Genomic DNA, 13,596 nt, shown 5'->3' on the forward strand with positions numbered 1-13,596 from the left:
CTCCCAAGTGACTGCTGGAAATCGCCGGCAGCGGCGACGGACAGCAGAGAAGACGCGAGAGGGAGAAAAACCCGCATATGCGAATGAAAAATATTTTCATTAATGACACCAGCGCGGCTCAGCGCGCCAGGATCAGCACCTCGCCGTCGGCCTGCGCCTGCACGCGCACCGGCAGCAGCGCCGGCAGGGCCAGGAGGAAGTCGTCCGGACGGGCGATGCGCACGCTGCCGGAGACGCGCTTGCCGGCCAGGCCGGCGTCCACCAGGCGGATCGGCGCAAGCCGGTAGCGCGACAGTTCCGCCACCAGTTCGCCCAGTGGTTTGTCGCGAAACACCAGTTGCCCGTCGCGCCAGCTGGCGACCTGTTCCGGCGCCACGTGGCCAAGCCGCAGGCGCTGGTCGGCGAGGTCCAGGCGGGCGCTGTCGCCGGCCAGCAGCACCTGTTCGCCGTCCTTTTCCAGCGACGGCCGCAACGCCACCCGCCCCTGCTTGACCGCCACCGTGAAGGCCTGCGCGTCGCGCCGCACGCTGAACTGGGTGCCGAGCACGGTGACCCGGCTGTCGCCGCTGGCGACCCGGAACGGCCGGCTCGGATCGTGGCTGACCATGAAGAACGCCTCGCCCCTCTTCAGCAGCACGTCGCGGGTATGCTCGGCGTAGCGCACCTGGACCTGGGTATCGACGTCGAGGAACAGCTTCGATCCGTCCGCCAGGACCACCTCGCGCTGCTCGCCAGGTGCCGTGCCGTAGGCGAGGTTCGGTCCGAGCGACTGGTCGCGCCAGAACAGGGTGGCGACGAGCAGCGCGCAGAACACGAAGAACGCCGCCGCCAGCGCCCGGGGCAGGCGCCAGGCCGGCACCGGCTCGGGAATATCGTCCAGCGCCGGGCGCGGCAGGCCGTCGAATTCGCGCCAGAGCCGCTCCATGCCGTCGAGCGCTTCGCGATGGCGCGGATCGGCGCGCAGCCAGGCATCCAGCTCCAGCCGGCAGGCGGCGCTGAAATGCGCGGAACGGCGGCGGCTGAACCAGTACGCGGCGCGCTGGTCGATGTCCAGTTCGGCTTCCTCGCCGAACAGCGGCTCCACCCGCTCCGTCGGTTTCATCCTTCGCCTCCCTGGCCGAGGCGCCGCTTGCAGTGCAGCAGGGCGCTGGCGATGTGCTTTTCCACCATGCTCAGGGAAATTCCCATGCGCGCGGCCACTTCGGCCTGGGACAGGCCATCGAACTTGTGCAGGACGAACGCCTCGCGGCGTCGCGGCGGCAGGTCGGCCAGTGCCGCCGCGAGGTGGCTGAGGCGCTGCTGGTGTTCGAAGCGCTCGCCCGGCCCGGCCACCTCGGCCTCCGGCACGGCACGCTCGTCGTCAGCCGCCGGCCGTTCGAGGTCCTGGCCACGGCTCTGCTGCCGGCGCCAGTGATCGCGCAGGAGATTGCGGGCGATCTGGAACAGGAAGGCGCGCGGCTGTTCGACCGACTGCCGGCCCGGCCACTTCAACCACTGGGCGAAGGTATCCTGGGCCAGGTCGGCGGCGTCCGCCGAGCTGCCCAGGTGCCTGCGCAGGAAGCGCAGCAACTCGCCATGGAACGCCTGATAGGCATGCGAGACGGAACCACGGAAACGCTCATCCATCCGTGCCTCCCCCGGCGGCGCCCCCCGCGCCGTTGACCCGCTGCAACACCTCGCCTCCCCGCTTCCGTCGGATACGGAAGTCCCTTCGCAAATATGCGAATGATAATACATATCATTTCATAAAAGTAAGGAGGAGGGACGGACATGGCTCAGCCGGCGCGGAAGATCAGGTAGTCCTCCCAGTCGTCCTCGGCCACCTGGCTTTCGCTGAGCATGCGGCCGGACTGGGAAATGCGCTCCTTGTGCACCTGTTCCGGATCACCGCAGACCAGGTGGTGCCAGAGCGGCAGGTCCCGGCCCTCGGCCACCAGACGATAGCCGCAGGTCGGTGGCAGCCACTGGAACTCGTCGGCCTGGGCCGGGGTGAGCTGGATGCAGTCGGGGACGAAGCGGATGCGCTCGGCGTAGTTGGTGCAGCGGCAGGTCTGCAGGTCGAGCAGCTTGCAGGCGATGCGCGTGTAGTAGACGCTGCCGTCGTCCTCGTCCTCGAGTTTCTGCAGGCAGCACAGGCCGCAACCGTCGCACAGCGACTCCCACTCGTCCTGGTCGAGTTGGGCGAGGGTCTTGCGTTTCCAGAAGGGTTCGACTTTGGCGGCCATGGCATCGGGGGCAGGTGAAAAGGCGCGATAGTCTAGACCCCCGTCTCTCCCAGGCCAAGCGCCGGCCGCCGCGTGGCTACTTGAGGTAGGAACGCAAAGCGGTCACCACCAGTTCCAGGTCCTCGCGGCGCTGTTCCGCGCTCGCCTGCTCGGCGCCGAGGTGTTCGCGGATGTGCCCCTCCAGCACTTCGTTCATCAGGCCGTTCACCGCGCCGCGGATCGCCGCGATCTGTTGCAGCACGGCCGCGCATTCGCTGCCCTCTTCCAGCGCCTGTTCCAGCGCCCGGGTCTGCCCGGCGATCCGGCGCACCCGCGCCAGGAGCTTCTTCTTCCCATGGATGGTATGGGCCACCGCTTTCTCCTCAAGGTAATATACTGGGGTATAGTATATTTTCGACGTCTCGACAGGACAGTAGCAAATGCCCGGCACCCCGACTACCCAGCCTCTGCGCCACTCCCATCGGTTCGACCGGGGCAACCCGCTGGCCGAGCGCAATACGCGCTGGGCGGTGCTGCTCACTGCCAGCATGATGGTCGCGGAGATCGCCGGCGGCTGGCTGTTCAACTCCATGGCCCTGCTCGCCGACGGCTGGCACATGAGCTCCCATGCCCTGGCCCTGGGTCTGGCGGTGCTCGCCTACGGCGCCGCGCGGCGCTACGCCAACGACCCGCGCTTCAGCTTCGGTACCTGGAAGATCGAGGTGCTCGGCAGCTACACCAGCGCCCTGCTGCTTCTGCTGGTCGCCGGGCTGATGCTCTACCAGTCGGCCGAACGCCTGCTCGCGCCGACGCCCATCCACTATGAACAGGCGATGCTGGTCGCCGCGCTCGGCCTGCTGGTGAACCTCGCCTGCGCCTGGCTGTTGCGCGACGGCCATGCCCACCATGGCCATGCGCATCATGCCCACGACCACGACCACGACCATCATGCGCACGGGCACGACCTGAACCTGCGCGCCGCCTACCTGCATGTGCTGGCGGACGCCGCTACCTCGCTGCTGGCGATCGTCGCGCTGGCCGGCGGCCTGCTGTGGAACGCAGTCTGGCTGGACCCATTGATGGGTATCGTCGGTGCGGTGCTGGTCAGTGTCTGGGCCTGCGGCCTGATCCGCCAGAGCGGCCGGGTATTGCTGGATGCGCAGATGGACGCGCCGGTGGCCGCTGAAATCCGCGCGGCGATCGCCAGCAGCCCGCTGCCGGCGGAATTGCTCGACCTGCACCTGTGGCAGGTCGGCCAGGGCAAGTACGCCTGCCTGCTGAGCCTGCTGACCACCGCGGAAGGCAGCGCCGATTACTTCAAACGGCGCCTGGCCGAACACGAGGAACTGGTGCACATCACCGTGGAGGTGAATCCCCTGCTCCCGGCAGCGGCCGCCTGAGCCCGAGTGACTCAGTAGCCGCGGGCGAAATCCACCTCGCCGCGCATCGCGGTACCGGCCCAGAAGCGCGTGAGGTTGTCACGGAACAGCTCGACCATCATCCCCGGCAGCGTCGGCGCGGCGGTATGCCCGGTCAGCAGCAGGCGCGGGGTATGCCAGAACAGGTGGTTGGCCGGCAGCGGCTCTTCGCGGCAGACGTCGATCACCGCGCCGGCCAGCTGGTTGTTCTCCAGCGCCGCCACCAGGTCGGCGTCCACCACCGCCGCGCCGCGTCCGGCGTTGATGAACAACGCCGAGGGCTTGAGCCGGGCGAACAGTGCGCGGTCGTAGATGTCGTGGGTATCGGGGGTGTCGGGCAGCAGGTTGATCAGGTAGTCGGCGGTCTCCGCCAGGCGCCCGAGGTCATCCAGCGAGCCCATGCGGTTGAACGGCACCAGCGAGCGCGGATTCTTCGCCACGCCGCTGAGGTCCATGCCGAAGCCCGACAGGGTGTGCGCCACCGCCTGGCCGATCTCGCCGGTGCCGACGATCACCACCTGGCGGCCACGCAGCCCGCCGGGCGTGCGGCTGTCCCACTGCGTACCGACCTGGCTGGCCAGGCGGCCAAGGAACTGGCGCTCGTGGGCGAGCATGTAGGTCAGCAGGTATTCGCTCATGACCTGGCCGAAGATGCCCACCGCCCGCGTCAGGCTGTAGTCCTTCGGCAGGTCGGCGGCCAGCAGCGGCGTGATGCCCGCCCAGGTCGACTGGACCCATACCGGATGCACGCCCTGGCGCAGCATCTGCGCCACCAGGTCCGGCTGGCCGAGCCAGACGGAGCACTCGCTGGCGGCATCGACGAGCGCCAGGGGGTCATCGCCCGCCACCACCTTCAGGCTGGGATCGGCCGCCATCAACAGCGCGGCATAGAGAGCATGGTCACGTTCGAGAATCAGCAAGCGCATGGGTCACACTGCCAAGCCGGGCAAGGGCTGGCGATCAGGCCGGTGAATATTGTTCTTTCATGCATCACGGCTCCTGGAGGGAAACCCCTCGAGAGCAGCAGGATTGGCGCTGGTAGACCACGGTGGTTGCCAGGGGTTCCGCTATCGTGCGACATCTTGCGGACATCATGCACCGACGGACCAGCCTTGCACAGAGCGGGGTTCACGTCGTGAACGTGGCGCCGGGAACCCGGCGCCAGCGGGGTGCGACTCGCCTCAGAGCGGGTCGTTCATGCGCAGCAATTCCTCGGGGAGATGCTCGATGTATTCCTCTTCGCCCGGCGGCATCTGCAGGTGGAAACCCTGCTTCTCGATGTTTTCCAGGACCTTGGCGACATCCTCGCGGGCCAGTTGGCGTTCGGGCGTGAGGAGCAGGTCGAAGACGTGCTGCGGCGCGCCGAACGGCACCAGCAGTGCCTCGGGCACCCGGCTCAGCGCCTCGCGCTTGTCGACGTAGAGGTACATCTCGTTCTTGCGCGGACTCTTGTAGACGGAACAGATGCGTTTCATGCGCTCTCCAGGGCATTCAGCAGGGCCTGGCCCATGCGTTCGCGGCGCCAGCCGCGCAGGGAATCGGGCAGTTCGTAGGGACCGTGGGGATAACCGCTCTTGAGCAGTGCCTCGAGGATCTTCTTGCGCAGCATCAGCTCGGGCGCCATGCCCAGGGTCTCCGCTTCGCGCTGGCCGATGGCGCGCAGGCTCTTGAGCAGCGGGGTGACCTCCGGCGGCAGCGGCTCGGGCAGCGCCTCCGGCCACTCGCTCTGCGGCAGGCGGGCGGCCTCGGCGATCAGCTCGATGAGGAAGTCGCCGTCCTGGCGCACCGTGCGCGGATGCATGTCCTCGATCGCCGCCAGATCGGTCTTGTTCTTCGGCAGCAGGCGCGCCAGCGGCCACAGGGTACGCTCGCGCAGCACATGGTTGCGCGGCCGGTTGCGCAGGCGCGCCTGCTCCTCGCGCCAGGCGCACAGTTCGCGGAGCACCGCCAGCTGCTGCGGGCGCAGGCGCCAACCCAGCTTGACCTCGCGATAGGCCTCGCGCGGATCGCTCTCGCGACACAGGTTGGCAACCAGTTCGGCGCCATCCTCCAGCAGCCAGGCGCGCTTCTCCTCGCTCAGCCGCGCGTCCAGGGCCAGGTAGACCTGGGCAAGGTGCTGCACGTCGTCGGCGGCATAACGCATCTGCATCTCGGTGAGCGGCCGTTGCAACCAGTCGGAGCGTGTCTCGTCCTTGGGCAGGTCGATATCCAGCACCTCCTTCACCAGCTTCGAGTAGCCCATCGAGTGAGCCATGCCGAGGTAGGCGGCAGCCAGCTGGGTATCGAACAACGGCACCGGCAGGCTGCCGGTCAGGCGCAGGAACACCTCGAGGTCTTCGCTGCAGGCGTGCAGCACCTTCACCACCCGCGGATCCTCGAGCAGTTCGGCGAAGGGGCCCCAGTCCCGGACCAGCAACGGGTCGATCAGCCACTCCCGCCGGCCATCGCCCACCTGCACCAGACCGGCCGCGGGATAGAAGGTATCGACGCGCATGAACTCGGTATCGAGCGCGAGGTACGGCTGTGTGCGCCATTCCCGGCATTGCTGCGCCAGGCTGGCATCATCGCGGATCCACTGGATTTCGGGCGCGGTCACGAACATCTCCTTGGTCAAGTGCGGCGCATTATATAGAGCCCGGCGCCCGGCGAGCATTCCGCTCGGCACCGCGCTTGCCGATGAACGCAGCGAATGTCCATACTCCGCGCTTTGTCCGACAATCCGAACAAGGGAACTGCATGAAGAAGCTCAGCGGAATCATCGTCCTCCTGCTGGCCGGCGCGGCGTTGTACCTGGCGCTGAAAGCCAGCCCGATCGACCCGCTCGCCTGGGACGCACCGGCCGCCCCGCCGATGACCGGGGTCCTCGAGCCCAACGACACCCTGATGAAGGCCGAGCTGCTCGGCCAGGGCCAGGTGGATGGCCCCGAGGACACCGCGGTGGACAGCCAGGGGCGGGTCTATGCCGGCCTCGCCGACGGTCGCGTGGTGCGCCTGGACGGCAGCGGCAAGGTCGAGACCTTCGTCGACACCGGCGGCCGTCCGCTGGGCATGGACTTCGACGCCGCCGGCAACCTGATCCTCGCCGACGCCTGGAAAGGCCTGCTGCGCATCGATCCGCAGGGCAAGGTCGAGACCCTCGCCACCGAGGCCGACGGTGTCCCGTTCGCCTTCACCGACGACCTCGACATCGCCAGCGACGGCCGCATCTACTTCAGCGACGCCTCCAGCAGGTTCCACCAGCCCGACTACATCCTCGACCTGCTCGAGGCCCGACCGCACGGTCGCCTGCTGCGCTACGACCCGGCCACCGGCAAGACCGAGGTGCTGCTCGAGGACCTCTACTTCGCCAACGGCGTGGCGCTGTCGGCCAACGAGGACTTCGTGCTGGTCAACGAGACCTACCGCTACCGCATCACCCGCTACTGGCTCAAAGGCGAGAAGGCCGGCCAGCACGACGTGTTCATCGACAACCTGCCGGGCCTGCCGGACAACCTCCAGGGCGACCGCAAGGGCACCTTCTGGGTGGCCCTGCCGACCCCGCGCAAGGCCGACGCCGACTTCCTCCACCGCCACCCCTGGCTGAAGGCGCAACTGGCCAAGCTGCCGCGCATGTTCCTGCCCAAGCCGACCGCCTACGGCCTGGTCATCGCCATCGACGAACAGGGCAGGATCGTGCGCAGCCTGCACGACACCAGTGGCCACCACCTGCGCATGATCACCTCGGCCAAGCCGGTGGGTGACTACCTGTATTTCGGCAGCCTGGAAAACGACCGGATCGGCCGCCTGGCGATTCCCTGAGCGGCGTCGCGACAAAAAAAGCCCGGCGCGAACGCCGGGCCAAGCCAATCGGACAAACATCCCGAGCTGGAAGGATCATGGAGCAACATCTCGGAACGTCCCGATTCTGCCCGGGTAGACAAAGGCCAGGCTGCCGGGCGAGGCTGATGACCGCGTAAGAATCTTCCTCGCCTGCCCTCAGCGCTTTCCGCCCTCCGTCCCGCCACCGGCCCGGGTGACGGGCCGAGGCTCGCGAGGCATGATCCCTACCTCTGCCATTGGCATTGCTTTCCGACCCAAGGAGTCCGAGATGTCGTCCGCCCAACTGCTGACCGCGCAACAACTGGCCGCCCGTCTCAACGAACCCGACCTGCTGCTCCTCGATTGCCGCTTCGCCCTCGAGGATCCTGCCTACGGCGCTCGCGCCTATCAGGAAAACCATATTCCCGGCGCTCATTTCGTCGATCTCGAACGGGACCTTTCCGGCCCGGTGCACAAGGGCGTGACCGGCCGCCATCCGTTGCCGGACGCCGCCGGACTGGCGCTCAAACTGCAGGCCTGGGGCCTGCGCGAGGACAGCCAGGTGGTGCTCTACGACGACGGCCCCGGCGCCTTCGCCGCGCGCGCCTGGTGGCTGCTGCACTGGCTGGGCAAGCGCGACGGGGTCTACCTGCTCGACGGCGGCCTGGCGGCCTGGAAGGCCGCGGGGCTGCCCCTGACCAACGGCGAAAGCAGCGTCCATCCCGGCGACTTCCAGGGACGGCCGGACGATTCGCTGCTGATCGACGCCGCCACCCTGCAGGCGCGGCTCGGCCGCGCCGAACTGGCGCTGCTCGACGCCCGCGCGCAACCGCGCTTCCGTGGCGAGGTGGAGCCCATCGATCCGGTCGCCGGGCACATTCCCGGCGCGCAATGCGCCGCCTTCACCGACAATCTCGGCAGCGACGGCCGCTTCCTCCCGCCGGAGCAACTGCACCAGCGCTTTTCCGCGCTGCTGCGCGGCCGCTCGGCGGAAAACCTGGTCGCCTACTGCGGCTCCGGCGTCACCGCCTGCCACAACCTGTTCGCCCTGAGCCTCGCCGGCTTCCCATTGCCGCGCCTGTACGCCGGCTCGTGGAGCGAATGGATCACCGACCCGCGGCGCCCGGTCGCCACCGGCGACTGAGGTCATTTGCCCGGATGCGGCTGACGCCACGCCGGGCACCGTTCCGCAGAACCCGCAGCACCTTCCGCGGCGCTTCGCTGCGGGACAGGCCGAAGCGGCGCCCCTCCTCCCGCTTCTTGCGGTGCAACTCGAGTCGCGCCGCGGCGTAGACCCGGCAGGTTTTCCGCCGTGGCCCCAGGAGACGTGGGTCGGCGCGAACAGACCGGCAACGAGGCGAAGCCTGCGCAGCGCCTGATGTCTTCGCGGCCTGCACAAGCGCGACAAGGACCGGGCGGTTTAATTGCCGACAGGCATATCAGGGCCTAGCTAAAGCTGGAAACAATTTAAAAACAGTCCTTTACAGCTGACTTGTTTCACTACACTTCAAGTCAGGCGGCTAAGTCCGCTATCGGCGGGGTCATCGGATATAGAAGCTGCCAAACTGCCCGGCCCCGCCGATCCACCTTGCGCGAGGCCGTCATGGGTATTTCCGCCAACGATCTGTGCCAGCACGTCATACGCCCGACCCTGGACTACCTGTCCTGCCACAGCCCCGCCGCCGAAGCGCTGCTGCTGGGGGCCGCGGCCTGCCAGTCGGCGCTGGGCAGCGCCCTCGACGACCGTCGCGGCCATGGCCTCTACCGGATCGCCGAGGAACGCCACCGGCAGCTCTGGGACCACTATCTGGCGCATGACCCGGAACGTGCCAGCCGGGTCCGTGGCCTGGCCAGCCAGCACGCCTTCCTTGCCGCGCCGCACCTGGAACTGACGGTCAACCTGCGCTACAGCACGGCCATCGCCTGGCTGCTGGTGGAGTCCGCGCAACTGCCGCTTCCTGCCCCGCACGACCACCTCGCCCAGGCCCGCGTCTGGCGCCAGGTGTTCCAGCCGCACGGGCGCCTGCATGACTTCGTCGACGCCTGGCAACGCTGCATCGGCAGCCTCAGCCGGGTCGCCTGAGCGTCTGATGGGAAAACCCCACGTCCGAAACAGACCAACCGGTCAGAAAATTTTTTACATACAGACACGAACGGTTGCGCTACCTTCGCTCCACTGGCACCGGTGCCGACCGCTCTGTTCCGCACCCTGCGGAACTTCGGAAGACTGGCGCCGGTCTGGGAATCTTGGTAGTTTGCGCGCCGTTATACACAGGAGTTGCTCCAACAATGAAAACAATATGGTTTAAAACCTCTCTCGCACTGACCATTAGCGCTGTCTCGACCTACACCCTCGCCAACGGCATCGCCATCAACGAACAGAGCGCCAGCGGCGCCGGTACCGCCTACGCCGGCCGCGCCTCGTCCGCCCTGGATGCCAGCACCATCTACGGCAACCCGGCCGGCCTGTCCAAGCTGAAACGCACCGAAGTCAGCGGCGGTCTGGCGATCGTCAAGGCCAAGGACGACATCAGCCAGGCCCACAGCACCGCCCAGGGCAGCAACAAGGGTGACTCCGTGCCCCTGGCCGCCGTACCGTTCGGCTACTTCTCCACGCCGATCAACGAAGATTTCACCTTCGGCCTGGGCATCTACGTGCCCTACGGCATCATCAACGACTACGAAAACGGCTTCATGGGCAGCTCCCACGGCTCCTACAGCAAGGTGCAGGTGATCACCGTGCAGCCGACCATCGCCTGGAAGATCAACGACAAGGTTTCCGTCGGCTTCGGTCCGACCTTCAACCGCATCGACGGCCAGTTGAAGAACACCCTGGCCACCAACGCCCTGAACGGCGGCAACGGCGATACCAAGATCAGCATCAAGGGCGACGACACCGCGATCGGCTACAACGTCGGCGTGATGGTCGACCTGACCGACGACACCACCTGGGGCCTGACCTACCACTCCAAGGTCAAGTACCACCTGGGCGGCAATACCGAGGTGAAGAACTCCCCGGCGTTCCTCGGCCTGAACGGCAAGTACGACGCCAAGCTGGACATCACCCTGCCGGAATCGGTGGATACCTCCATCACCCACAAGTTCGACGACAAGTGGACCGGCTACGTCGGTGCCGTGTGGACTCGCTGGAGCCGCCTGGAAACCCTCGACGTGCGCAATTCCGGCCTGCCGGCCGGCCCGATCGGGCAGAACTTCCAGACCCTCAGCGAAGACCTGAAGTGGCGCGATACCTGGTCGTTCTCGGTGGGCACTTCCTACCAGGCCACCCCGGAATGGGTGCTGCGTACCGGCTTCGCCTACGAGCCGTCGCCGACCACCAACGAAGACCGCAACGTGCGCATCCCGGTGGGCGACCGCAAGGTCTTCACCCTGGGCGCGGGCTGGTCGCCGAACCAGGACCTGACCGTCGACGTGGCCTACGCCTACCTGTGGGAAAGCACCGCCAGCGTCAACCAGTCGGCCAAGTCGATCGGCCCGATCGACATCCAGCCGGCCTACAGTGCCAAGTACGACAACAGCGCGCATGGCCTGACCGCCCAGGTCACCTATCGCTTCTGATCGCACGCGCTAACGAAGAAGCCGGGCCCTTGCCCGGCTTTTTCATGCCTGCCCGACCCTCAGGGCTGGCTGGCGATGGCCTTCTCGATGGCGGCCTGGAGCTGCGGGTCGTCCGGGGTGGTCTTGCTGGAGAACTGCGCGACCACCCTGCCCTGGCGATCCACCACGTACTTGTAGAAGTTCCAGCGCGGCGCCTGGCCGCTCTGCTCGGCCAACTGGCGGAACAGTGGAATCGCCTCGTCACCGCGCACGTGCTGCGGCTGGGTCATGGCGAAGGTCACGCCGTAGTTGCCGTAGCAGATCTTCGCGGTCTCGGCGGTATCCGCGGCTTCCTGCTTGAAGTCGTCGGAAGGTACCCCGAGCACTTCCAGGCCCTGCCCCTTGTAGCGCTGATAGAGCGCTTCCAGCCCCTTGAACTGCGGGGTGAAACCGCAGTGGCTGGCGGTGTTGACCACCACCAGCGGCTTGCCGGCGTAACGCTGGCAAAGATCGATGCTTTCCTTGGAACGCAGCTTGGTCAACTGGCCCTGCAGCAGTTCCGGGCAATCGGCGGCCCAGCCGCTCAGCGGCAGCCCGGCGAGCGCCAGGGCGGACAACAGCACGCGAGGTTTCATGGAATGGCTCCTTGGCAACGGATGTCCCAGCTTACCCTTCCCCGCGCCTATCGCCACCTATCAGCATGCGCCCATGCCCAGCTCCAGCAGCGCCATTCCGCCACGCTGCCAGCCCCACCAGGCCAGTCCCAGCAGCGCTCCGGCGGCGAGCAGCCAGGCCAGCTTCATGTCGCGCCTCCGGCCGCCTGCAGGCGCGCCACCGGGCGCTCGCGCACCGGCCAGTTGAGCAGCGCCGCGAGCAGGCTGAGCAGGATCGACAGTTGCCAGACCAGGTCGTAGCTGCCGGTGCGGTCGTAGACCACCCCGCCCAGCCAGCCGCCGAGGAAGGCGCCGAGCTGGTGGAAGAGGAACACGATGCCACCGAGCATCGACAGGTTGCGCACGCCGAACAGGGTCGCCACGGTGCCGTTGGTCAGGGGCACCGTGGACAACCACAGCAGCCCCATGGCCACGCCGAAGGCATAGGCGCTGTAGACGCTCAGCGGCAGCCAGAGGAACAGCCCGATCACCGCCCCGCGCACCAGGTACAGCGCTGTCAGCAGGCGCGGCTTCGACCAGCGCCCGCCGAGCCAACCGGCGAAGTAGGTGCCGAACACGTTGAACAGCCCGACCAGCGCCAGCACCGTGGTGCCGACCTGCGCCGGCAGATGCTGGTCGACCAGGTAGGCCGGCAGGTGCACGCCGATGAACACCACCTGGAAGCCGCAGACGAAAAAGCCCAGCGCCAGCAGCCAGAACCCGGAGTGCGAACAGGCCTCGCGCAGCGCTTCGCCGAGGCGCTGCTCGTGCCCCTCGGGCGGCAGCGGGCGATCCTTCATCAGCCCGGCCAGCGGCACGATCAGCGCCACCAGCAGGCCCAGGGCGAGCAGCGCCGAGGCCCAGCCGAGCCAGCCGATCAGGCCGAGGGTGCCGGGCAGCATGGCGAACTGGCCGAAGGAACCGGCGGCGCTGGAGATGCCCATCGCCATGCTGCGCTGCTCCGCCGGCACGGCGCGGCCGACGGCGCCGAGGATCACCGAGAAGGAGGTGCCGGAAAGGCCCAGGCCGACCAGCAGGCCGGCGCTCAGCGACAGTCCGCTGGCCGATTCCGACAGCCCCATCAGGAACAGGCCGACGGCATAGAGCAGCCCGCCGACCAGCACCGCCCGCGCGGCGCCATGGCGATCGGCGAGCGCCCCGGTGAACGGCTGGGCCAGACCCCAGACCAGGTTCTGCAAGGCGATGGCGAAGGCGAACACCTCGCGGCCCCAGCCGAAGTCGGCGCTCATCGGCGCGAGGAACAGGCCGAAGCCATGTCGAACACCGAGGGACAGGGCGAGAATCAGGGCTCCGGACAGCAGGATCCAGAAGGCGGCACGCGGCATGGGTCGCTCCATCTACGGGTATATACCCGCTTTGTCGTGAACGAAGCGCCTCAGCGAGAGGCTTCGTCGGTTGTCAGTCCAGTCGCTCCAGTTCCACCAGCAACGCCGCCAAGGCGCCGCTGCGCTCCTCGCCAAGGCGCCCGGCGAGACGTCGCTGCGCGTCTTCCCAGGCCGGCAGGCCGCGCTCCAGGGCGGCCTGCCCGGCGGGCGTCAGCTCGACCAGGCGGTTGCGCTGGTCCTCGCCGCCGGCCAGACGCAACAGGCCATCGTTTTCCAGCACCCGCAGGTTGCGGCCGAGGGTGCTGCGGTCGAGCCCCATGGCTTCGGCGAGTTCGGAAATGCTCGGCCGGTCCAGGCGCTGCAGGTGCCGTAGCAGGGAAAACTGCGCCACCTTGAGGCCGGTATCGGCCAGCGCCTCGTCGTAGAAGCGGGAAACGCTGCGGGCGGCGCGACGCAGTTTGGTACAGAGGCATTGGGTCGGTAGCATGGATGCGTGTATATACCCGCACCTTCCGGCGGTCAAGCGGATTGTCCGAACTGCCAGCGCCGCCTGTTGCCCCTGCCAAGGCCGGACGCCGGGCGCTGGCCTATAACTCGCGCTGTCAGCGGCAAGCGGGAC

At 67.6% G+C, this 13,596-nt stretch carries 15 protein-coding genes; 5 read left to right on the forward strand and 10 right to left on the reverse strand.

Annotated features, from left to right (window positions below):
• Window positions 1-118: 118 nt before the first annotated feature.
• From PSPA7_RS19420 to PSPA7_RS19435, 4 genes are all read right to left on the reverse strand, one after another.
• Window positions 119-1,102 carry a FecR family protein gene (locus PSPA7_RS19420; RefSeq protein WP_012076574.1) on the reverse strand — a complete coding sequence of 328 codons (984 nt, stop codon included), beginning with the start codon at window positions 1,100-1,102 and terminating at the stop codon, window positions 119-121.
• Window positions 1,099-1,626 (reverse strand): RNA polymerase sigma factor, encoded by a 528-nt coding sequence (locus PSPA7_RS19425; protein ID WP_012076575.1) that lies wholly within the window; start codon window positions 1,624-1,626, stop codon window positions 1,099-1,101. The genes PSPA7_RS19420 and PSPA7_RS19425 overlap by 4 nt, the downstream gene beginning before the upstream one ends.
• A 149-nt stretch (window positions 1,627-1,775) precedes the next feature.
• Window positions 1,776-2,225, reverse strand: a complete 450-nt coding sequence (locus tag PSPA7_RS19430; protein WP_012076576.1) for a YcgN family cysteine cluster protein — start codon at window positions 2,223-2,225, stop codon at window positions 1,776-1,778.
• 76 nt (window positions 2,226-2,301) lie between these two features.
• Complete coding sequence (locus PSPA7_RS19435; RefSeq protein WP_003082658.1) at window positions 2,302-2,577, reverse strand: metal/formaldehyde-sensitive transcriptional repressor; 276 nt, start codon at window positions 2,575-2,577, stop codon at window positions 2,302-2,304.
• Window positions 2,578-2,644: 67 nt separating this feature from the next.
• Here PSPA7_RS19435 and dmeF point away from each other — a divergent pair, with 67 nt between their 5' ends.
• The gene (gene dmeF, locus PSPA7_RS19440; protein WP_012076577.1) at window positions 2,645-3,604 is read left to right on the forward strand and encodes a CDF family Co(II)/Ni(II) efflux transporter DmeF; all 960 of its coding nucleotides are present in this window, start codon (window positions 2,645-2,647) and stop codon (window positions 3,602-3,604) included.
• 11 nt (window positions 3,605-3,615) lie between these two features.
• Here the strand turns inward: dmeF and PSPA7_RS19445 are convergent, their stop codons facing one another.
• The 3 genes from PSPA7_RS19445 to rnd form a co-directional block, all read right to left on the reverse strand.
• Window positions 3,616-4,548 (reverse strand): D-2-hydroxyacid dehydrogenase, encoded by a 933-nt coding sequence (locus PSPA7_RS19445; RefSeq protein ID WP_012076578.1) that lies wholly within the window; start codon window positions 4,546-4,548, stop codon window positions 3,616-3,618.
• A 255-nt stretch (window positions 4,549-4,803) separates the two neighbouring features.
• Complete coding sequence (locus PSPA7_RS19450; RefSeq protein WP_003082651.1) at window positions 4,804-5,097, reverse strand: YcgL domain-containing protein; 294 nt, start codon at window positions 5,095-5,097, stop codon at window positions 4,804-4,806.
• Window positions 5,094-6,218, reverse strand: coding sequence for a ribonuclease D (rnd, locus tag PSPA7_RS19455; protein WP_074197522.1), 1,125 nt, complete (start codon window positions 6,216-6,218; stop codon window positions 5,094-5,096). Before rnd ends, PSPA7_RS19450 begins: the two co-directional genes overlap by 4 nt.
• Window positions 6,219-6,358: 140 nt before the next feature.
• On the opposite strand from rnd, the gene PSPA7_RS19460 reads away from it, so the two are divergent.
• The 4 genes from PSPA7_RS19460 (at window position 6,359) to PSPA7_RS19475 (ending at window position 10,999) form a co-directional block, all read left to right on the forward strand.
• Window positions 6,359-7,420: an SMP-30/gluconolactonase/LRE family protein gene (locus tag PSPA7_RS19460; RefSeq protein WP_012076580.1), complete on the forward strand. Its 1,062-nt coding sequence runs from the start codon at window positions 6,359-6,361 to the stop codon at window positions 7,418-7,420.
• 289 nt (window positions 7,421-7,709) lie between these two features.
• Window positions 7,710-8,564 (forward strand): sulfurtransferase, encoded by an 855-nt coding sequence (locus tag PSPA7_RS19465; protein WP_012076581.1) that lies wholly within the window; start codon window positions 7,710-7,712, stop codon window positions 8,562-8,564.
• A gap of 459 nt (window positions 8,565-9,023) precedes the next feature.
• Complete coding sequence (locus tag PSPA7_RS19470) at window positions 9,024-9,503, forward strand: hypothetical protein (RefSeq protein WP_003151189.1); 480 nt, start codon at window positions 9,024-9,026, stop codon at window positions 9,501-9,503.
• Window positions 9,504-9,709: 206 nt separating this feature from the next.
• Complete coding sequence (locus PSPA7_RS19475; RefSeq protein WP_012076583.1) at window positions 9,710-10,999, forward strand: outer membrane protein transport protein; 1,290 nt, start codon at window positions 9,710-9,712, stop codon at window positions 10,997-10,999.
• Window positions 11,000-11,058: 59 nt separating this feature from the next.
• Here PSPA7_RS19475 and PSPA7_RS19480 read toward each other — a convergent pair whose 3' ends face one another.
• The 3 genes from PSPA7_RS19480 to PSPA7_RS19490 form a co-directional block, all read right to left on the reverse strand.
• A complete protein-coding gene (locus PSPA7_RS19480) occupies window positions 11,059-11,613 on the reverse strand; it encodes a glutathione peroxidase (protein WP_003086801.1) in 555 nt (184 codons plus the stop codon).
• 164 nt (window positions 11,614-11,777) lie between these two features.
• Window positions 11,778-12,977, reverse strand: coding sequence for an MFS transporter (locus PSPA7_RS19485; protein WP_012076584.1), 1,200 nt, complete (start codon window positions 12,975-12,977; stop codon window positions 11,778-11,780).
• 73 nt (window positions 12,978-13,050) lie between these two features.
• A complete protein-coding gene (locus PSPA7_RS19490) occupies window positions 13,051-13,500 on the reverse strand; it encodes a MarR family winged helix-turn-helix transcriptional regulator (RefSeq protein ID WP_074197514.1) in 450 nt (149 codons plus the stop codon).
• Window positions 13,501-13,596 lie beyond the last annotated feature (96 nt).

The sequence above is a fragment of the Pseudomonas paraeruginosa PA7 genome, assembly GCF_000017205.1.
Lineage (GTDB): Bacteria > Pseudomonadota > Gammaproteobacteria > Pseudomonadales > Pseudomonadaceae > Pseudomonas > Pseudomonas paraeruginosa.